Source organism: Burkholderia sp. 9779_493 (genome assembly GCF_015712215.1).
Classification (GTDB): Bacteria; Pseudomonadota; Gammaproteobacteria; order Burkholderiales; family Burkholderiaceae; genus Burkholderia; species Burkholderia cenocepacia.
On sequence record NZ_JACCQA010000017.1, the window covers coordinates 45,061 to 65,769 of the forward strand.

At 68.5% G+C, this 20,709-nt stretch carries 17 protein-coding genes; 2 read left to right on the forward strand and 15 right to left on the reverse strand.

Features of this window, described 5'->3' with window-relative positions; translation table 11 throughout:
- The first annotated feature begins 71 nt into the window (after window positions 1–71).
- The gene (locus H0X95_RS19090) at window positions 72–989 is read left to right on the forward strand and encodes a LysR family transcriptional regulator (RefSeq protein ID WP_006483476.1); all 918 of its coding nucleotides are present in this window, start codon (window positions 72–74) and stop codon (window positions 987–989) included.
- Window positions 990–1,068: 79 nt separating this feature from the next.
- Here the strand turns inward: H0X95_RS19090 and bioB are convergent, their stop codons facing one another.
- The 9 genes from bioB to aceK form a co-directional block, all read right to left on the reverse strand.
- A complete protein-coding gene (gene bioB / locus H0X95_RS19095) occupies window positions 1,069–2,088 on the reverse strand; it encodes a biotin synthase BioB (protein WP_006483467.1) in 1,020 nt (339 codons plus the stop codon).
- A gap of 41 nt (window positions 2,089–2,129) precedes the next feature.
- A complete protein-coding gene (gene bioD, locus H0X95_RS19100) occupies window positions 2,130–2,849 on the reverse strand; it encodes a dethiobiotin synthase (protein ID WP_006483466.1) in 720 nt (239 codons plus the stop codon).
- Window positions 2,846–4,030 (reverse strand): 8-amino-7-oxononanoate synthase, encoded by a 1,185-nt coding sequence (gene bioF, locus H0X95_RS19105; RefSeq protein WP_059721705.1) that lies wholly within the window; start codon window positions 4,028–4,030, stop codon window positions 2,846–2,848. Before bioF ends, bioD begins: the two co-directional genes overlap by 4 nt.
- The gene (bioA, locus tag H0X95_RS19110) at window positions 4,027–5,373 is read right to left on the reverse strand and encodes an adenosylmethionine--8-amino-7-oxononanoate transaminase (RefSeq protein WP_195904302.1); all 1,347 of its coding nucleotides are present in this window, start codon (window positions 5,371–5,373) and stop codon (window positions 4,027–4,029) included. Before bioA ends, bioF begins: the two co-directional genes overlap by 4 nt.
- Window positions 5,374–5,852: 479 nt before the next feature.
- Window positions 5,853–7,124, reverse strand: coding sequence for a dienelactone hydrolase family protein (locus tag H0X95_RS19115; protein ID WP_006487605.1), 1,272 nt, complete (start codon window positions 7,122–7,124; stop codon window positions 5,853–5,855).
- Window positions 7,125–7,230: 106 nt separating this feature from the next.
- Entirely contained in the window at window positions 7,231–7,665 is a 435-nt protein-coding gene (locus H0X95_RS19120; RefSeq protein WP_059721703.1) for a YchJ family protein, read from the reverse strand.
- A gap of 38 nt (window positions 7,666–7,703) precedes the next feature.
- Window positions 7,704–8,381: an SDR family oxidoreductase gene (locus tag H0X95_RS19125; RefSeq protein ID WP_006495437.1), complete on the reverse strand. Its 678-nt coding sequence runs from the start codon at window positions 8,379–8,381 to the stop codon at window positions 7,704–7,706.
- Between the two features lie 111 nt (window positions 8,382–8,492).
- Window positions 8,493–9,260 carry a carbonate dehydratase gene (gene can, locus H0X95_RS19130; protein ID WP_196446142.1) on the reverse strand — a complete coding sequence of 256 codons (768 nt, stop codon included), beginning with the start codon at window positions 9,258–9,260 and terminating at the stop codon, window positions 8,493–8,495.
- A gap of 56 nt (window positions 9,261–9,316) precedes the next feature.
- Window positions 9,317–11,134 (reverse strand): bifunctional isocitrate dehydrogenase kinase/phosphatase, encoded by a 1,818-nt coding sequence (gene aceK, locus H0X95_RS19135; protein WP_059721702.1) that lies wholly within the window; start codon window positions 11,132–11,134, stop codon window positions 9,317–9,319.
- 304 nt (window positions 11,135–11,438) lie between these two features.
- On the opposite strand from aceK, the gene H0X95_RS19140 reads away from it, so the two are divergent.
- A complete protein-coding gene (locus tag H0X95_RS19140; protein ID WP_006483650.1) occupies window positions 11,439–12,518 on the forward strand; it encodes an MBL fold metallo-hydrolase in 1,080 nt (359 codons plus the stop codon).
- A 16-nt stretch (window positions 12,519–12,534) separates the two neighbouring features.
- Here H0X95_RS19140 and H0X95_RS19145 read toward each other — a convergent pair whose 3' ends face one another.
- The 6 genes from H0X95_RS19145 to argS all read right to left on the reverse strand — a co-directional run bounded on the left by H0X95_RS19145 (window position 12,535) and on the right by argS (window position 20,531).
- Entirely contained in the window at window positions 12,535–14,178 is a 1,644-nt protein-coding gene (locus tag H0X95_RS19145) for an ABC-F family ATP-binding cassette domain-containing protein (protein ID WP_196446143.1), read from the reverse strand.
- A 192-nt stretch (window positions 14,179–14,370) separates the two neighbouring features.
- Window positions 14,371–15,966 (reverse strand): ABC transporter substrate-binding protein, encoded by a 1,596-nt coding sequence (locus H0X95_RS19150; RefSeq protein ID WP_059721700.1) that lies wholly within the window; start codon window positions 15,964–15,966, stop codon window positions 14,371–14,373.
- Window positions 15,967–16,249: 283 nt separating this feature from the next.
- The gene (locus tag H0X95_RS19155) at window positions 16,250–17,023 is read right to left on the reverse strand and encodes an SDR family oxidoreductase (protein ID WP_006489097.1); all 774 of its coding nucleotides are present in this window, start codon (window positions 17,021–17,023) and stop codon (window positions 16,250–16,252) included.
- A 19-nt stretch (window positions 17,024–17,042) separates the two neighbouring features.
- A complete protein-coding gene (locus H0X95_RS19160) occupies window positions 17,043–17,681 on the reverse strand; it encodes a thiol:disulfide interchange protein DsbA/DsbL (RefSeq protein ID WP_059721699.1) in 639 nt (212 codons plus the stop codon).
- Window positions 17,682–17,751: 70 nt separating this feature from the next.
- A complete protein-coding gene (locus H0X95_RS19165; RefSeq protein WP_034201311.1) occupies window positions 17,752–18,642 on the reverse strand; it encodes an SPOR domain-containing protein in 891 nt (296 codons plus the stop codon).
- A 107-nt stretch (window positions 18,643–18,749) separates the two neighbouring features.
- Window positions 18,750–20,531, reverse strand: coding sequence for an arginine--tRNA ligase (argS, locus tag H0X95_RS19170; RefSeq protein ID WP_006495432.1), 1,782 nt, complete (start codon window positions 20,529–20,531; stop codon window positions 18,750–18,752).
- Window positions 20,532–20,709: the final 178 nt, after the last annotated feature.

Sequence of the window (20,709 nt, forward strand, 5' to 3'; positions counted from 1 at the left end):
CGGGTCCGGATTGCCGCGCAACGGACGGTTGATATGATGGTTGCCCTGCCCCCATCAGTTTTCCACCGCGCATGGCCCTGACGCTCAGACAGCTCAAGTACTTCGTCGCGACCGCCGAGCTCGGACAGATCTCGCAGGCCGCGATCCAGCTCACCATCTCGCAGTCGGCCGTGACGAGCGCGATCAAGGAACTGGAGGACAGTCTCGGCACGCAGCTGTTCGTGCGCACGTCGGCGGGCGTGACGCTGACCGATACCGGGCGGCGTTTTCTCAATCACGCGTACACGATCCTGTCGTCGGTCGACGAGGCGATGCGGATCCCGAATCTCGAAAGCACGCTGACCGGCACGCTCGCGATCGCCGCGAGCTACACGGTGCTCGGCTACTTCCTGCCGCATCACGTGCTGCGGCTCAATACGCTCTATCCGCGCCTGACGATCCACCTGCACGAGCTGAACCGCGAGTCGATCGAGGAAGGGCTGATCGCGGGCCGCTACGACATGGCCGTGCTGCTCACGTCGAACGTGTCGAATCCGGAGCTCGTGCTGGAGCCGGTGATCCATTCGGTGCGCAGGCTGTGGGTCGGCGCGCATCATCCGCTGCTGCGGCGCGAGAGCGTCACGTTCGCGGAGGTCGCGCACGAGCCGTTCGTGATGCTGACGGTGGACGAGGCCGGGCAGACCGCGCTGCGTTACTGGAACGAGACGCCGTACCGGCCGAACGTAATCCTGCGCACCTCGTCGGTCGAGGCGGTGCGCAGCATGGTCGCGAACGGCAGCGGTGTCGCGATCCTGTCCGACATGGTGTATCGCCCGTGGTCGCTCGAAGGGCGGCGCATCGAGACGATCGTGCTGCGCGACCCGGTGCCGCCGATGAGCGTCGGCCTCGCGTGGCGCAAGAACATCGAGCTGAGTCCCGCGATGCACGCGGTGCGCGACTATTTCCGGCACACGTTCATGGAGCCGCGCGCACTGGGCGGCGCGACCTGAGCCGTGCGCGCGGGCGTGAAAAAGCCGGGGCGCGCCCCGGCTTTTTCGTTGGCGGGCGCGGCGCGCCGGCCGTTGCCGCTTACGCGTTGTCCGACAGCGCGTCGGCCTGGCTCGCGCGGATGCCGAGGCGCTCGAACAGCGCGCGGTCGCGCTGCGTCTGCGGGTTGCTCGTCGTCAGCAGCTGGTCGCCGTAGAACATCGAGTTCGCACCGGCGAGGAAGCACATCGCCTGCATCGCGTCGTCGAGCTGCTCGCGCCCGGCCGACAGGCGCACGACGGCCTTCGGCATCGTGATGCGCGCGACCGCGATGGTGCGCACGAATTCGAACGGATCGAGCGGCGCGGTGCCTTCGAGCGGCGTGCCTTCGATCGCGACGAGGTTGTTGATCGGCACCGATTCCGGATACGGGTTCAGGTTCGCGAGCTGCGAGATCAGGCCCGCGCGTTCGCGACGCGATTCGCCCATCCCGATGATGCCGCCGCAGCACACGTTGATGCCCGCGTCGCGCACGCGGTCGAGCGTGTCGAGGCGATCCTGGTAGGTGCGCGTCGAGATCACCTGGCCGTAGAACTCCGGCGACGTGTCGAGGTTGTGGTTGTAGTAGTCGAGGCCCGCGTCGGCGAGCTGCCGAGCCTGTTCGTCTTCGAGCATGCCGAGCGTCATGCAGGTCTCGAGGCCGAGCTCCTTCACGCCGCGCACCATCTCGGTCAGCGCCGGCATGTGGCGCTCCTTCGGGTTGCGCCACGCGGCGCCCATGCAGAAGCGGCTCGCGCCGTTCGCCTTCGCCGCGCGCGCGGCGTCGAGCACCGTGTCGACGTCCATCAGCTTCTCGGCCTTCAGGCCCGTGTCGTGATGCGACGACTGCGAGCAGTACCCGCAATCTTCCTCGCAGCCGCCCGTCTTGATCGACAGCAGCGTCGACAGCTGCACCGCGTTCGCGTCGAAGTGCTCGCGATGCACCTGCTGCGCGCGGAACATCAGGTCGTTGAACGGCAGTTCGAACAGCGCGACGACGTCGGCGACGCGCCAGCGCTGCGGCGCCGGTGCAGCCATGGGAATCGCGTCGGATTGCACGGCGACGGTCTGGGCTTGGGTCATTTCGTTTTCCTGTCCTGGGCGGGATTGGGGGATCGGTTGGGTCAAGGCCGCGCGGCGCGCAGCGACTCGACGAGCGCGGCGATGTCGAGCATCGCCGCGGCGGATTCGGGGGCGGCCGGCGTCATGTGCGCGATGCGGCCGACGAGCGGCGCGCGGTGCTCGCGCGCGAGCCAGTCGCGAATCGTCGCGACGTTCTCGTCGGCGAACGACATGGCCGGGTCGACGTGGTTCGCGACCCAGCCCGCGAGCGCGAGCCCGCGCTGGCGAATCGCATCGGCCGTCAGCAGCGCGTGGCTGATGCAGCCGAGCCGGATGCCGACGACGAGCACGACGGGCAGGCCGAGCGCGACCGCGAGATCGGCGGTGTCCTGCGTGTCGTTCAGCGGCACGCGAAAGCCGCCGACGCCTTCGACGACGACGACGTCCGCGCGCGTCAGCGCTTCGCGATGGCACGCGACGATCGTGTCGAGATCGAGCGTCACGCCTTCCTGCGCGGCGACGATGTGCGGCGCGGCCGGCGCTTTCAGCAGGAACGGCGTGCGCAGCTCGGGCGGCAGCACGACGTTCGCGGCGGCGTCGAGCTGATCGGCATCCTCGTTGCGCCAGACGCCGTCGCGTTGATACGCGCCGGCCGCGACCGGCTTCAGCGCGGCCGCGCGCAGCCCGTGCCGCGCGAAGCCGTGCAGCATCGCGGCCGACACGAAGGTCTTGCCGATTTCGGTATCGGTGCCGGTGACGAACAGCGAGAGCGGGGCGGTCATGCTGCTGCCTCGCTAGCTTCGATCAACGTGGCTTCGAGCCTGGCGAGATCGTCGAACGAATGCGCGGCCGACAGCGACACGCGCAGTCGCGACGTGCCGGCCGGCACCGTCGGCGGCCGGATCGCGGGCACCCACAGGCCGTGCGCGTCGAGCGCGCGCATCGCCGCGAGCGTCGCATCGTTGCTGCCGATCACGAGCGGCTGCACGGCCGTGTGCGAATCGACCGGCTGCCAGCGCGTGTTGCGCAGCAGCGCACGCGTGCGTTCGATCAGCGCGGCGAGGTGCGCGCGGCGCGCGTCGCCTTCGTCGCCCGCGATCACCTTCAGGCTCGCGGAGACCGCATGCGCGACGGCCGGCGGCGCGGCGGTCGTGAAGATGTAGCTGCGCGCGCGCTGGATCAGCCATTCGATCACGGTTTCGTGCGCGATCACGAACGCGCCGGCGACGCCGGCCGCCTTGCCGAGCGTGCCGACGTACACCAGGTGCGGCGAACGCAGCGCGGCGGCCGCGAGCGCGCCGCGCCCCTGCGGGCCGAGCACGCCGAAGCCGTGCGCATCGTCGACGACGAGCCACGCGCCGTGGCGCTCGGCCAGCGCGACGAGTTCGGCGAGCGGCGCGACGTCGCCGTCCATGCTGAACACGGTGTCGCTGACGATCAGTTTCGTTTCGGCCTCCGATGCGTCGAGCAGCGCGGCGAGCGCGGCCGTATCGGCGTGCGGATAGACCTGCACGTTCGCGCGCGACAGCCGCATCCCGTCGATCAGCGACGCGTGGTTCAGCGCGTCGGAGAAGATCGTCGCGCCCTTGCCCGCGAGCGCCGTCATCGCGGCGAGGTTCGCCATGTAGCCGGTGCTGAAGTACAGCGCGCGCGGCGCGTCGGAGAAGCCGCCCGCGAAGCCCGCGAGCTCGTCCTCGAGCCGCGCGTGCGCGCGCGAATGGCCGCCGAGCAGGTGCGAGCCGCCGCTGCCGGAGCCGTAGCGCTGCGCGCCTTCCGCGAATGCGGCGACGAGTGCCGGATGCGCGGCGAGGCCGAGGTAGTCGTTGCTCGCGAAGCCGACGATCTCGCGGCCGTTCACGGTCATGCGTGCGTCGCACGCGGTGTCGGCGATACGGCGCACGCGGCGCAGCCCTTGCGCGTCGAGATCGGCGAGGCCGCGTTGCAGGGTGTCGAGCAGGCTCATCGGCCGAGGTCCTCCAGCGTCGCGTCGAGCGTGTCGCGCGTGCGCTGCGCGAGCCACGCGATGTCGTCGTCGCTCATCACGTACGGCGGCATCAGGTACACGGTCGTGCCGATCGGGCGCAGCAGCAGTTCGCGCGCCAGCGCATGTTCGAAGAAGCGCCGCGAGAAACCGCGCGCCGCGTCGCCGTCGAGCGCGACGTCGAACGCGAACAGCGTGCCGCGCTCGCGCAGATGGCGCACCTGAGGATGAGCGTCGAGCGGCGCGAGCGCCGCGCGCAGCGTCGCCGATTTGCCGGCGTTGCGCGCGAGCACGTCGTCGCGCGCGAACAGGTCGAGCGTCGCGACCGCCGCGCGGCACGCGAGCGGGTTGCCGGTGTACGAATGCGAGTGCAGGAAGCCGCGCGTCGTGTCGTCGTCGTAGAACGCCGCGAACACGTCGTCGCGCGTGAGCACCAGCGACAGCGGCAGGTAGCCGCCGCTGATCCCTTTCGACAGGCACATGAAATCGGGCCAGACACCGGCCTGCTCGCACGCGAAGAAGGTGCCGGTGCGTCCGCACCCGACCGCGATCTCGTCGGCGATCAGGTGCACGCCGAATTCGTCGCACAGCGCGCGCAGCCCGCGCACGTACGACGGATCGTGCATCGCCATGCCGGCCGCGCACTGCACGAGCGGCTCGACGATCAGCGCGGCGATCCGGTCGCCGCGTTCGACGAACAGGCGCCGCACGTCCGCGAGCGCGCGGCCCGCGACGTCGGCGGCCGTCTCGCCCGGCAGCGCGCCGCGCGCATCGGGCGACGCGACCACGTGCGCGTGGCGGATCAGCGGATCGTACGCATCCTTGAACAGCGCGACGTCGGTCACGCCGAGCGCGCCGATCGTCTCGCCGTGATAGCTGTTCGCGACGCAGACGAATTCCTGCTTGTTCCCGCGGCCGCGGTTGCGCCACGCGTGGAAGCTCATCTTCAGCGCGATCTCGACGGCCGACGCGCCGTCCGACGCGAAGAACGCATGGCCGAGCGTGCGCCCGGTGAGCGCGTGCAGCCGTTCGGCGAGCTCGATCGCCGGCGCGTGCGTGCAGCCGGCGAGCATCGCATGCTCGAGCGTGTCGAGCTGGTCCTTCAGCGCCGCGTTGATGTCCGGGTTCGCATGGCCGAACAGGTTGACCCACCACGAGCTGATCGCGTCGAAGTAGCGGCGGCCGTCACGGTCGTACAGCCACACGCCCGCGCCGCGCGCGACGGGGACGAGCGGCAGGCGCTCGTGATGCTTCATCTGGGTGCAGGGGTGCCAGACCGCGCGCAGGCTGCGCGCGACCCAGTCGTCGGTGGCTGGCGTACTCAAGGCGACTCCGGGGGTAAAACGACCGCGCGGCATCGACGGGATGCCGCGCGGCGGGATACGAAACGCGCTGAGATTAGCGTGTTCCGCCGGACGTTGCACTAGCGGTTACAAGTGCCGCAAAGCCTTGTCGGGCGGGAGTTCGACGCAGTTCGTGGGGGCTCGGAACGGAACGCGACGGATCGGGCGAAATGCGCGCAGATGACGACGTTCGAGTGACACCCCCCGCAGAAAAAAATCGCGGCGCGGCGCGCGGTGCGCGGGCGAAAAATCGGGGATCGAAGCGCAAAACGGGCGTGCGGGGCGATGTCGCGACCGACAGGCGGCGGCACAGCGATGGGGGCGCACCGGAACGCAATCGGGCAACCGAAACGGCAGGCGGCGCCGCGCGACGGACACGCGCTCAGGAGAAAAGAAAAGGAAGCGAAGCGGGGGAAAAGACGAAAAACGCGCGCGGCGTACGATCCGCCGCGCGTCGGACGTCAGCGCGAAGCCAGTGCGCGCGTATCGGTGTCGCGGGCGGGGGCGTCGCCGTTGTCGGCCGTCTGCGTCGCGTTGTCGTTCCACACGACACGGTCGTTGACCGCATACAGCCGGCATGCGCCCGCGCCTTGCTTCGCGCAGTTGTCGAGCGCGAGCGCCATCGGATCGTCGCCGCCTTCGGCCCACGACCACGCGCCTTCCGACGACACCGCGAACGCGCGGCTCGGATGCTGGTTCAGGAAGCGGCGATAGCCTTCGCGGCCGGCTTCGTCGACGTACGGCACCGCGTTGACCGCATCGATCGACGCATAGCCGGTGGCCTTCGGCTCGTGCGGGTTCGCGACCGCATAGCGCACCGCGGTCGGCAGGTTCAGTTCGGCGAGGAATGCGTGCACGGCCGGCCACCACACGGGCACGCCGTCGCGATCGACGATCAGCCGGTGCGCGTCGTCCTTGTAGCGGCCGAAATCGATGAACTGCGCCTGCGTGCCATGCGACACGTACGCATCGTGCATCTGCGCGACGAGCGCGGGCGTCCACACCGAATCGTTGTCGCCGTACAGCCACAGCGACCGCACGGCCGTATGCGCGCCGTACTGGTCGAACGCGTCGACGAGGTTGCGCTGCCAGCCGTCGCACAGGTCCTGGCGCAGCCCGCCGGAGAAGTTGATGATGCCGCGCACGCCCGCCGCGGCTTCGGTGCCGTAGGCGACCGACACGAGGCCGCCGTGCGACGTGCCGGCGACGACGATGCGCGACGCATCGACGTACGGCTGGCGCGACATGTAGCGCACCGTCGCGTCGACGTCGGCGGCCTGCGCGAGGCCGTTCTTGCCGACGTTGCAGCCTTCCTGCTGGTACGTGCCGCCCGAACCGGCGAAGCCCTGGCGATTCGGCGCGATCACCGCATAGCCGCGGCGCACGAATTCGCGCGCGAACGCGAGCGGCCGGCTGCGCGGCTGCAGATGGAGATCGCCGGTGTTTTTACCGTGGTTGAAGACGACGAGCGGGAACGGGCCGGGGCCGTTCGGCTTGAACAGCGTGGCCTCGAGCGTGACGGCGCCCGACGCGTCGGCCGGAATGCGGAGGATCTGTTCGTTGAGGTCGGCGGCAACCTGCGGCAGGTTCGCGTCGGCGTAGTCGAAGTGCTCGGCATGGGCGAGCGAGCCGCTGGTGCCCGCACCCGTATTGGCGCTCGGCAGCGTACCGGCCTGAGCGGCCGACAGCGCACAGGCCGCCATCCATCCCACCAATACCTTGCTGAACGCCATCCGTAAGCCCTGCCATGCAACATGACCAATTCGAGGTCATCGTAGCCCGACAAAATCGGGTTGTGCAATGCGGGAATAACCCGGCGTCTGACACAGCAACTATTTGTCAGCGTTCACTTACTTCGCCGTCGACATAGCGCCAGAAACCGTGCTCGTCGCGCTCGAAACGGCTCGTCTCGTGCAGCCGGTAGGCGCGTCCACCGACCTTGTAGCGGGCCACGAATTCGACCTCCGCGTGCCGGTCGTCGAGCGGCGCGTGGCGTTTGACCGCGAGGCCCAGCCAGCGCGGCGCGTCCGGCGCGCTGGGGTCGGTGTCGAGATCGGGCGGGCAGGTGCGCGCGGCCCACGTCGCGCGCAGGTAATCGGTCGCGCCGAGCACGTACGCGCTGTACCGCGAACGCATCAATTCGAGTGCGGTCGGCGCGGCCTCGCCGCCGTCGATGAAGCGGCCGCAGCAGGCCGCATAGCGCGGCGCCGACGTCCTGGCGGGCGCGGCGGACGCGCCGCCGCACGGGCACGCGTCAGGTCGGTTCAAAATCATGCGAAATGTGAATTAACAACGCTGGGTTGTCGGCGCACTCACCAGCTGAGCTCGATGCCGTCGTACTGGAAGAACCGGCCGTTCGCTTGAGACACGTCAGAACCGGATTCGGCGATGACGCGACGCATGCCGGTCACGCTCGTTTCCGGATCGATCGCGGCCTGCGCGCCGCCCATGTCGGTGCGTACCCAGCCGGGATGCAGCGAAATGCACGCGGCATGGCGCGTCTGCAGCGACGCGATGCGCAGCGCGTCGTTCAGCGCGGCCTTGCTCGCGCGGTACAGCCAGCCGGTCGTGCCGGTCGCCTCGGCGATGCTGCCCATCCGGCTCGATACGACCGCCAGCACGCCGCGCGCATCCTCGACGAGCGGCAGCAGGATCGGCAGCAACTGCATCGGCCCGCGCACGTTCGTATGCATCACCGCGTCGAAATCCTCGGCGGTGATCGTCTCGACGCCTTCGGTGCGCGGCCCGTACACGCCCGACACGAGCACGGCCGCGTCGAGCCGCTCGCCGTCGAGCTTCCAGCCGAGCGCCGCGATCTGCTCGGGCTGCGCGATGTCGAGCGCATGCGCCTGGGCGCCGAGCGCGCGCAGCGCGTCGAGCGACGCGGCGTCGCGCGCGGTGGCGATCACGTTCCAGCCGTCGCGCCGGTACTGCCGGACGAATTCGCGGCCGAGGCCGCGCGATGCACCGACGATCAATACGGTTTTCATGCTCGTCGCTCCTTGGGTTGGCGCCGCCGCGGCAGTGCCGGTGTCAGATCCGTTCGATGCGTGCCGCGCCCGCGCGGCAGTCGCCGCCGGGCGGCCGGCGCGCACCTCACGTTACTGCGCGTCGTCGCACGGCTTCAGCGTGGCGGCGACCGCCTGCGCGACGCCGTCGAGCCGTGCGGCGTCCGCCGCGACCATGTCGTTGTCCGGCGCGTGCTGGCCGCGCGCGGTCAGCGCCGCCACGCAGCGCTTGTAGGTTGCGTCGAGCGCATCGAAGCTCGACACGGACATGCCGAGATTGCGCATCCGGCCGTCGTGCACGCCGTACACGAGCCCGTGCACGGTCAGCGACTGGCCGCGCGCCCACGCGTCGTTGACGATCGTCGTGCGGCACACGTTGACGACCTGTTCGATCGAATTCAGCTCGATCAGGCGGCGATAGCGCGCTTCGCCGACCGGCCATTCGTCGAGCAGCGCCGCGTGGCGCTCGCGCACGTCCTGCACGTGATGCAGCCAGTTGTCCGCGAGGCCGACGCGGCGGTTGTGCAGCGCCGCGTTCACGCCCGAGCAGCCGTAGTGGCCGACGACCATGATGTGCTTCACGCGCAGGATGTCGACCGCGAACTGGATCACCGACAGGCAGTTCAGGTCGCTGTGCACGACGACGTTCGCGATGTTGCGGTGCACGAACACTTCGCCCGGCGGAAGGCCGATGATCTGGTTTGCCGGCACGCGCGAATCCGAGCAGCCGATCCACAGATACTCCGGCGCCTGCTGGTCGGCGAGCCGGGCGAAGAAATCGGGATCGTCGGCGAGCTGGCGCTTGACCCACGCGTCGTTATTGTCGAACAGATGTGAAAGCGGATTGTCTAGGGTAGTCATCGGGGTGGCTTCCGTTGGCGGAAATCGGGTCGATATCGGATTCGGTGTTGCCGGCGTCAGGCGGCGCGCTGCGCATCGCCTTCGCCGTCGTTGCGGCCCGTCGCGCCGAAGCGCGCGGGGTAGCGCACGCAAAAGCGCAGGGTCGCGTCGTACGGATAAAAATCGGGCAATTCGCCCTGCATCAGCTTGTCCTTGCTCGCCTGCCACAGCGCGGGATCGAAAAAGTCCGCGTGATGCTTCATGAAGACGCTGCGCACGCGCGGGTCGCCGAGCAGGAACGGCCCGTAGGTCTCCGGAAAGATGTCGTGCGGGCCGACGGTATACCACGGTTCGCCGGACAGCTCGTCTTCCTCGTTGCGCGGCGGCGGCACGCGCCGCACGTTGCAGTCGGTCAGGTATTCGATCTCGTCGTAGTCGTAGAACACGACGCGGCCGTGGCGCGTGACGCCGAAGTTCTTGTACAGCATGTCGCCGGGGAAGATGTTGGCCTTCATCAGCTCCTTCACCGCGTTGCCGTATTCCTTCACGCCGTGCTCGACGTCCGCGTCGCTGCCGTTCTGCAGGTACAGGTTGAGCGGCGTCATCCGGCGCTCGATGTACAGGTGCTTGATGACCAGCTTGTCGTCCTCGTATTCGAGCAGCGACGGCACTTCCTTCTCGAGTTCGCGCACGAGCGCGTGATCGAGCCGCGCGAGCGGCAGCGCGACGCTCGAATACTCGAGCGTGTCGGCCATCCGCCCGAGGCGGTCGTGGCGTTTCACGAGCTGGTACTTCTCCATGATCTGCGCGCGCGTCGTTTCCTTCGGCGGCGGGAAGTGATCCTTGATGATCTTGAACACGTACGGGAACGACGGCAGCGTGAACACGAGCATCACGAGGCCCTTGATCCCGGGCGCGATGATGAAGCGGTCGCTCGAATGCGACAGGTGGTGCAGCAGGTCGCGGTAGAACAGGTTCTTGCCCTGCTTCTGCAACCCGACCGACGTGTAGATCTCGGCCTTCGGCTTGCCCGGCATGATCGTGCAGAGGAACTCGACGTACGCGGACGGCACGCCCATGTCCACGAGGAAGTACGAATGCGAGAAGCTGAAGATGATCTGCAGCAGGTCGCGGCGCAGCAGCACGGTGTCGAGCGCGAGCAGGCCCGGGCGCACGTGGCGGATCGGCACCGCGAACGGCAGCACGCGGTCGGCGTTGATGATGCGGCCGATGATGTACGCGCTCTTGTTGCGGAAGAACAGCGACGACAGCACGTGGATCTGGAAATTCGGCGCTGCGTCGAAGTGGCCGAATTCGTCGTCGATCGCCTGCATCACGCAGTCGATGTCGCGCGTGAGATCCTCGAACGCCGGCTCGAGCTGGAAGTTCGTGACGATGCGCTCGAGCGTGACCGCGAGCCCGTCGGTGCCCGGATAGTACGCGCGGTAGGTCGGTTTCGCGGCCGGCTCGTCGTTCTCCAGGTACTCGGTCGAGATCGCCGGGCGCACGAAGATGAAATCGTTGCTGAAATACGAGCGGTGCAGGATCTTGCAGCACACCGAATTGAAGAAGGTTTCCGCGCACTCGGGCTGGCGGTGCGACGTGAGCAGGCCGATGTAGTGCAGCTTGATCTGCTGCCACACTTCGTCGTCGATGTTCTCCGCGTCGTATTCGTCTTCCAGCACCTCCACGCATTCCTTCACGCGATCGTCGTACGACGTGATCCGCTCGCGTGCGAGCCGCTGCAGCCCGTGCCAGTCGCCACGCTCGAACAGCGTCTTCGCTTCGACGGCCGCTTCGCGGAAGATCCGGTAATGGCGATCGAAGTATTCGAGCATCGTCTGCGCGACGTCGAAACCGATCTGCGACGACAGCAGTTTGGGGAAGTGATTCATTGCGTGCAGGCTCGTTCGGGAGGGGCTGTAAGCACTCGCCATTTTAGCGCCCAAGTCGGCGTTTCAATGACTTTCGGGGCAACGCGCGAATGGCCGTCAATCGGCGTGTTGCTCGCCGTTCGGCGCCGTTCGGTGCATCTTCGCGTAAAGATACGGGTACGGAACCGATTCTGACACGAACTTTTTTTGGCGGGCCGGCGCCCGCCGGGCACGCGTTTTTCGCGACGGCGATAGAATCGACGCACCGCCCGCCGCGCCCGCCGCCGGCGCGCATTCGCACCGATAACGACGAGACACCCCACCGATGAACGCCCTGGAACACCAACTCGACTACCCCTTCGCCGATACGCTGCCCGCCGCGGGCGACACGTTCGAGGTTGCGCCCGGCGTGCGCTGGCTGCGCATGCCGCTGCCGTTCTCGCTCGATCACATCAATCTCTGGCTGCTGCGCGACGAGATCGACGGGCAGGCCGGCTGGACTGTCGTCGATTGCGGGATCTCGTCGGACGCGATCCGCACGCACTGGGAACAGATCTTCGACACGCAGCTCGACGGCCTGCCCGTGCTGCGCGTGCTCGTCACGCACTGCCACCCCGATCACTTCGGCCTCGCGAACTGGCTGTGCGAAGGCGGCGACCAAGGCCGCTGGAACGTGCGGCTGTGGATGACGCTCGGCGAATATATGTTCGGCTGCCTGATGGCGGCCGGCAACGGTTCGAACGCGGGCGGCGCGGCCGCCGCCGATCACTTCGCGCGCCACGGCCTGACCGATCCGGCCGCGCTCGACAAGCTGCGCAACCGCCGCAGCTACTACTCGGACCTCGTGCCGGCCGTGCCGCCGCGCTACCGGCGCCTGCGCGAAGGCGACGCGGTGACGATCGGCGCGCGGACGTGGCGCGTCGTCACCGGTTTCGGCCATTCGCCTGAACATTGCGCGCTCCACAGCGAAGCGGACGGCGTGCTGATTTCCGGCGACATGGTGCTGCCGCGCATCTCGACGAACGTGTCGGTGTTCGACCTCGAGCCGGAAGCGAACCCGCTCGCGCTGTACCTCGAATCGCTCGGCCGTTACGAGACGATGGCGCCCGACACGCTCGTGCTGCCGTCGCACGGCAAGCCGTTCCGCGGCGTGCGCACGCGCATCGCGCAACTGCGCGAACACCACGATGCGCGCCTGGCCGAAGTGCGCGTCGCGTGCGCGGAGCAGCCGATGAGCGCGGCCGACATCGTGCCGATCATGTTCCGCCGCCGCGAGCTCGACATCCATCAGATGACGTTCGCGCTCGGCGAGGCGCTCGCGCACCTGAACCTGCTGTGGCTTGCGGGCGAACTCGTGCGCGAGCAGGGCGACGACGGCGTGCTGCGGTTCCGCACCGCCGGCTGAGCACGCTGCGTCGCCGTCACGCGACGGGTTCGTAGCGCCACCCGTCGCGCTGCCACTGCATCGTGTGCGTCGGTTCGAGCGCCGCGAGAAACGCGGCGTCGTGCGACGCGACCACGATCGCGCCCGGGAAGCCGGCCAGCGCCGCTTCGATCGCGCGCACCGATTCGAGATCGAGGTGATTGGTCGGCTCGTCGAGCAGCAGCAGTTGCGCCGGCGTGCCGCGCCACAACGCGCACGCGAGCGCGGCCTTCAGCCGTTCGCCGCCGCTCAGTTGCCGCGCCGGCTGCGTCGCACGCGTCGCGTCGAGCTGCAGCAGCGCGAGACGGCTGCGCAGGTCGCCTTCGGCGAGCGGCGTATCGAGCAGGCCCAACTGGTCGACGATCGAGCGCTCGGCGTCGAGCAGCGCGAGCCGCTGGTCGAGATACGCGGTGCTCACGTGCGTTGTGCAGGTGCCCGAACGCGGCGCCAGCTCGCCCGCGAGCATTCTCAGCAACGTCGACTTGCCGCAGCCGTTCGGGCCCGTCAGCGCGATGCGCACGGGGCCGCTCGCCGACCACGTGATCGCGTCGGCGTCGCCCGCGACGCGCCACGGCAGTTGCGCGCGTTCGAGCGTGAACAGCTGGCGGCGCGCGCTGACCTCGGTGCCCGGCAGCGATACCAGTACCGGCGCGTCGGCTTCGACGCGCGCGGCCGCTTCCTGCACGCGCGCGTCGAGCATCGCCTTGAAGTCGCTCTGATGACGCCGGACGGTCCCCATGATCGCGCGCGCGGCGCCCTTGCGGCTTTGACGCGCCATCGACGACAGGTTGGCCGTCTTCGCGTCGCGCAGCGACGCGGCCGCGTGACGCTGGATCGTGTCGTGTTCCTGTTCGAGCCGGCGCCGTGCGCGCCCGCGCTCGGTGCGCGCATGGTCGAGCGCCGCGTGCGCGGCGTCCTGTTCCGCGTCGCGCTGCGCGCGGTAGCGCGCATAGTTGCCGCCATATGAACGCGCGCCGTGCGGCGTCAGCTCGACGATGCGTTGCACGCCGGCGAGCAGCGCACGGTCGTGGCTGACGATGACGACGCCGCCGCGCCAGCCGTCGAGCGCCGCGCGCAGCCACGCGCGGCCTGGTGCGTCGAGATGGTTGGTCGGTTCGTCGAGCACGAGCAGGCCGGCGCCGGACAGCAGCGCGCCGATCAGCGCGACGCGCGCGAGCTGGCCGCCGCTCAACGCGTGCGCAGGCGTGTCGGCGTGGACGTCGTGCAGGCCAGCCGCGTCGAGCGTCGTGCGCAGCAGCTCCGCGAGATCCCAGCGATCGCCGATCAGCTCGAAGTCGTGCGGCGTTGCGCGCCCGTCCGCGAGACGCGCGAGGGCGCCGAGCGGGGCATCGAGCGCGGTGATCTGCGCGACGGTCCGCGGGGTGGCCATTGCGTCGTCGTCGTGCTGCTGCGCGACGTAGACCACCTGCGCATGCCGCTCGATCGTGCCTGCGCTGGGCGCGCGGCGGCCCGCGATCAGTTGCGCGAGCAGGCTCTTGCCGATGCCGTTGCGGCCGACGATGCCGGTCGGCGTGCGATCGATGGACAGGTCGAGCGAATCGAACAGCGTGACGCCGTCGTCGAAGCGGAAGGAAACGTGATGAAGCGCGACGAGCGCGCCGGTGGGCGTGGCTGCAGCCATAAGCACCTCCAAAAATGCGTGAAGACCTTCGCGCGCGGCGTGCGTGGCACGGGCGGCGAAAACATTTTGGGAAGGCTTAGTGGTTCACTTTGGCTGGCGTCCGGTATGAGGAATAGGCGCGCAGTGTAGCAAGCGCGGCGTGCGGGCCGCAAGCGGGCGGCGCGTGCGCCGTCGCTTGCGCGCCACGCACGGTTACTGCACGGCGACCGTCGTGAAGTTCTGTCGTCCGAACGGACTGACGTGATAGCCGCTCACGTTGGTGCGCGTGAGCGCGGCCGCGGTCGGGTAGCCGAGCGGAATCCACAGCGCCTGATCGTGGATGATCTTCTGCGCGCTTTCGTACAGCTTCGCGCGCTTGGCCTGGTCGGCGGTCGCCTTGCCGTCGGCGATCAGCTTGTCGAGCGGCGCATCGCAGAAGCGCGCGAAGTTGATGCCCGACTTCACCGCGTTGCAGCTGAACAGCGGCGACAGGTAGTTGTCCGGATCGCCGTTGTCGCCGGCCCAGCCCATGAACAGCATGTCATGCTGGCCGAGCTTCGCCTGCTTGATCAGCTCGCCCCATTCGATCACCTTGACCTCGGCCTTCACGCCGATCTTCGCGAGGTCGGCCTGCAGCAGTTCGGCGCCGACCTTCGGATTCGGATTCAGCACGCTGCCGGTCGGGCGCGTCCAGATCGTCGTCGAGAAGCCGTTCGGGAAGCCGGCCTGCGCGAGCAGCTGCTTCGCCTTCGCGGGATCGTGCGGGTACGGCGCGATGTCCTTCGCGTAGCTCCACGTGTTCGGCGGATACGGGTTGTTCGCGGCCGTCGCGGTGTTGTCGAACACGACCTTCAGGTAGGTCGCGCGGTCGAACGCGAGGTTCAGCGCCTCGCGTACCTTGTCGTTGTCGAGCGGCTTCTTCTGCGTGTTCAGCGCGACGAACGCGGTCATGAACGCGGGCGTCTGCACGACCTTCAGCGCGCTTTCGCCCTTCGCGGCGAGCACGTCCTGCGGCTTCGGCGACAGCGCGATCTGGCATTCGCCGGCCTTCACCTTCTGCAGGCGCACCGACGGGTCGGGCGTGATCGCATAGATCAGCCGGTCGACCTTCGACTTCGGGCCCCAGTACGTCGGGTTCGCGTCGTAGCGGATCAGCGCGTCCTTCGTATAGCTCTTCAGCACGAACGGGCCGGTGCCGACCGGCTTCGCGTTCAGGTCGGCCTGCTTGCCGGCCTTCAGCAACTGATCCGCGTATTCGGCCGAGTAGATCGACGCGAAGCCCATCGTCAGGATCGGCACGAAGGTCGCGTTCGGCTCGTTCAGCACGAATTTCACCGTGCTGTCGTCGACCTTCGTGACCGACTTCACGAGCTTCACGAGGCCCATCGACTGCGCGTGCGGGAAGCCGCTCGCGCCGGCGACCTTGTGCCACGGGTTCGCATCGTCGAGCATCCGCGTGAACGTGAACACGACGTCGTCCGCATCGAGCGCGCGGCTCGGCTTGAAATAGTCGGTGGTCTGGAACGCGACGTTCGGGCGCAGGTGGAACGTGTACGTGAGGCCGTCGGCGCTGGCCTCCCATTTGTCCGCGAGCGCGGGCACGACCTTTTTCGCGGCCTCGTCGTAGGACACGAGCGTGTTGAAGATCACGTCGGCCGATGCATTGGTCGTGACGAGCGAGTTGTACTGCACGACGTCGAAGCCGTCCGGGCTCGATTCCGTGCAAACGGTGAGCGGCTTGGCGGCGGCGAGGCCGGGGGCGGCAAGGGCGGCGGCGATGGCGGCCGCGGCGAACAGCTTGACGTGCATAGGATCTCCCACGTGGCTTGTGTTTTTCGCTGGATGATGGAGGCAGGCGCGGCCTGGAAGCGGCAGGGCCGGCGCGGCTGGCGAATAGCATACCGTCAAAGCGCGCGACGCGTGAAAAAAGGCGCCGGAACGCGGCGAATTGGCCGAAAAACGGCTGCGTTCGCGACGGAACGGGTGTTGATGCGGCGAAGGTGCCGCGGCAGGTGTCGCAAAACCGGCGCGTCGACGCTCCGGCGCAGCGATACGGCCCGGCGCGCGTCGCGCGGGCCGCGTCGGCGGATCGTCAGTGCGCGCCGGCCTTCGGCTTGCGCGGCGCCTTTTCGAACAGGCGGTCGTACAGCCAGCGCGGCAGCACGTGCAGCACCTTCGCGACGACGCCCATCTGCCACGGAATCACGCGGAACGCGTGCTGCCGGGCGATCGCCTGCGCCGCCCGTGCGGCGAAGCGGTCGGCGTCCATCAGGAACGGCATCCGGTACGGGTTGTGCGCGGTCATCGGCGTGCGAATGTAGCCGGGCGCGATCGTCACGACGCCGACGCCGGCCGGACGCAGCTCGACGCGCAGCGCTTCGAGATACTTGATCGCGGCCGACTTCGACGCGCTGTACGCGCCGGAGCCGGGCAGCCCGCGCACGCCGGCGACGCTCGCGACGCCGACCAGCGTGCCGTGGCGCGCGGCCGTCATCGGGCCGACGAACGGCTCGAACGTCGCGACCATCCCGTAGTAGTTGATGTCCATCACGTCGCGGAACGCCGCGAGATCGCCCTGGCCCGTGACGGCGCCCTGGCTTATGCCTGCGTTCGCGATCACGACGTCCGGGCAGCCGTGCGTCGCGATGAACGACGCGGCGGCCGTCGCGAGCGCATCGGCGTCGCGCACGTCGGCGGAATAGACGGAGATGGACAGCTTCGGGAAACGCCGCGCGAACGCATCGAGTGCATCGGTGCGCCGCGCGACGAGCGCGAGCGTGGCGCCCTGGCGGGCGTATTCCTCGGCCATCGCGAGGCCGAGGCCGCTCGACGCGCCGGTGATGAAGACCTTCAGCGGAGTAGTCATGCCGGCGCGCGGGCGGGGATCAGAGCTTCTTGTCCTGGACCTGCTTCACGAGGAAGTCGAGCACCTGGGCGGTACCCGGGATGCTGTTCGTGTAAGCGGGGCCCGTCTTGTACTTGCCCTGGACGACGACCGTCGGCACGCCGTCGATCGCGTAGTCCTTCAGCAGCTTGGCCGACTGGTTCACCTCGCCCTGCACGCTGAACGAGTTGTACGCGTCCATGAACTTCTTCTTGTCGACGCCCTGCGTGGCCAGGAAGTCGGTCTGCGCCTGCGGCGTCAGCAGGTAGTTCTTCTGCTTGTGGATCGCGTTGAAGATCGCCGGCGTGACCTTCTCGGAGATGCCGAGCGCGGACACCGCGTAGTACAGCTTCGAGTGCGGGACGAAATCGTCACGGAATGCGACCGGCACGCGCTTGAAGTCGATGTTGTTGCCCTGCTTCTTCACCCAGGCCTCGATCGTCGGCTCGAATTCGTAGCAGTGCGGGCAGCCGTACCAGAAGAACTCGATCACCTCGACCTTGCCGGCCGGCGCGGATACCGGCTGCGGCGACTTCATCACCTCGAAGTCCTTGCCGGCGGCCGGCGCGGCGGGCGAAGCCTGCGCGAGGCCGGCGGCCAGGCCCAGGGACAGAAGGAGCGTGCTAAGCAGTTTTTTCATGTTGTGAACGTCGAATCAGTTGCTCGGGTTACGGAACGTAACGGGTTCTGCGTGGGCTCGGCCGGTTGGCTTACTGCTTCGTGAAGCGGATCACCGCCGTGTCGACACCTGCATCGGACAGGCGCTGACGGGCCGAGTTCATATCCTCGAACTTCGAGAACGGGCCGACGCGCACGCGGAAATAGGTCACGCCGCTGACGTCGCGCTTCGACACCTTCGATTCGAAGCCCTGGAAGCCGAGGCGCGCGCGCTGCTGCTCGGCATCGCCTTCCGTCTTGTATGCGCCGACCTGCAGGAAGTAGCCGGTGTTCGCGTCGTTCGCGGTCGGCGGCTTCGCTGCCGCTGCGGCCGTGGCCGACGACGTCGGCTTCGGCGTGTTCGCGGCCTGCTGCTGTTGCTGCTGCTTTTGCGCGGCGGCTTGCTGCGCCTGCTTCTGCGCGGCGAAGCGGGCGAGGTCGTCCTCGCCGCCTTGCTGCTGTTGCTGCGCCTGTTGCGTCTTCTTCGGCGGCGGCGTGGTGTCGGCCGGCTTCGGCGCGACGGCGACGCCGTTGCCCGACGACGGAGTGTTCGACGCGGTGGTGTTGCTCGAGCCGGTCGCGCCGTTCGTGTTACCCGACGGCGGCACTTCGACGATCTGCGGCTCGGGCAGCAGGCCGCCCTGGGTCTGGTTCGCGGCCTGGCCCGGCGCCGTGTTCGGCGGGGCGGGCTGCGCGGCTTGCGGCACCGGCTGGCCGGGCGTCTTGCCCTGCAGCGCGCGGTTCGGATCGAACTGCTGCGGCTGGCTTGCGCCGTTGTCGGCCGGCGGCGGCGCGACCTTCGACACGAACGGCGACGGCGAACGCGTGATATAGAGCGCCACCACCACGGCGATCGCGAGGCCGACGATCAGGCCCAGCACGATTCCAAGAAATGTCCCTCCGGCTTGTTTCGATTGCTTCGAAGTTCGGCGTGGTTGTGCCATTGCTTGAGTCACCTGCAAAAAGAATCGTGAAAAGGCCGAGGCAGGCTCTCCTGCGGCGGGCGCTGCCGCGGCCATTCGCTGCCCGGTTCGGGGCCGCGCTTACATCCTTACATCTTGGCGGGTGCGGACACGCCGAGCACCGCCAGGCCGTTCTCGAGCACCTGCCGGGTCGCGGCGAGCAGCGCGGCGCGCGCATTGCGCGGCGCTGCGTCGTCGACCAGCACGCGCTCCGCATTGTAGAACGAGTGGAATTCGCCAGCGAGATCGCGCAGGTAGAACGCGACTGCGTGCGGCGCCAGCTCGTTCGCCGCGTGCGTGAGCATGTCCGGATACTCGGCCAGCTTCTGCATCAGCGATGTCGCCTGCGCGCTCGTCAGTTGCGACAGGTCGGCGCCCGGCAGTTGCGCGACGTCGACGTTGTAGCGCGACTTCAGTTCGTTGAGCACCGAGCAGATTCGCGCATGCGCGTACTGGACGTAATAGACCGGGTTTTCGTCGTTCTGTTTCAGCGCGAGGTCGATGTCGAACACGAACTCGGTATCGGCCTTGCGCGAGATCAGGAAGAAACGCACCGCGTCGCGGCCGCGCGTGATGGTCGCCTCGTCGATCAGGTCGGGGGCCGCTTCCTGGCCCGCCGCCGCGCCGCCCGACCATTCGATCAGGTCGCGCACCGTCACGTAGCTGCCCGCGCGCTTCGAGATCTTCACTTCCTGGCCGTCGCGCATCACGGTGACCATCTTGTGCAGCACGTAGTCGGGATAGCCCTTCGGAATCCCGATGTGCAGCCCCTGCAGGCCGGCGCGCACGCGCGCGATCGTGCCGTGGTGGTCCGAACCCTGGATGTTGATCACCTTCGTGAAGCCGCGCTCCCACTTCGTCACGTGGTACGCGACGTCCGGCACGAAGTACGTGTACGTGCCGTCCGACTTGCGCATCACGCGATCCTTGTCGTCGCCTTCGTCGGTCGTGCGCAGCCACAGCGCGCCGTCCTGCTCGTAGGTCATGCCGGCCTTGACCAGCGCGTCGACCGTCTTCTCGACGCGCCCTTCGCTGTACAGCGACGATTCGAGGTAGTACTGGTCGAATTTCACGCCGAACGCCTGCAGGTCCATGTCCTGCTCGCGACGCAGGTAGGTGACCGCGAACTTGCGGATCGCGTCGAGATCCTCGACGTCACCCGTGCCCTTGACCGGCTCGCCGTCCGAGGCGGCGACCGTTTCGCCGTTCAGGTAGTCGCGCGCGATGTCGGCGATGTACTCGCCGTTGTACGCGGCTTCCGGCCAGCCCGCGTCGCCCGGCTTCAGGCCGCGCGCGCGCGCCTGCGTCGAGATCGCCAGGTTGCCGATCTGCACGCCCGCGTCGTTGTAGTAGAACTCGCGGTGCACCGCGTAGCCCTGGCTCGCGATCACGTTCGCGAGCACGTCGCCGAGCGCGGCCTGACGGCCGTGGCCGACGTGCAGCGGGCCGGTCGGGTTGGCCGACACGAATTCGAGCAGCACCTGCTTGCCCTTCTCGCGATCCGACGTGCCGAACGCGCGGCCCTGGTCGAACACGGCGGCGATCACGGCCTGCTTCGCGGCGGCCGACAGGCGCAGGTTGATGAAGCCGGGGCCGGCGATCTCGGCGGCTTCGACGAGGCCTTGCGCGGCCGGCTGCGCGGTGAGGGCGGCGACGATCTGCTCGGCGAGCTGGCGCGGGTTCGTGCCGAGCGGCTTCGCGAGCTGCATCGCGACGTTGCACGCGACGTCGCCGTGCGCGGCGACCTTCGGGCGCTCCAGCGTGATGGCCGGGGCGACGAATGCTGCGTCGGCGCCTTTCAGCGCGTGTGCGACCTGCTTGACGCTATCCGCGAGCAGGGCTTCGAGGGTCTGTTTGTGTGCTGGCAGCATGCTGGTAGAAGGCTTCGTTGGTGGCGGCCGGAAACGCCGGCCCGCCGGCACGCTTTTTAAGCGCGCGTTTCAGGGATCGCAGAATTTTAACAGGTGCTAATATGCCGCTCAGGCGGCCCGCGTCCGCGAGGCCGGACGCCGGTCTGCCGGCGTTCCCCAACCGCGCCGCGCAGGCACA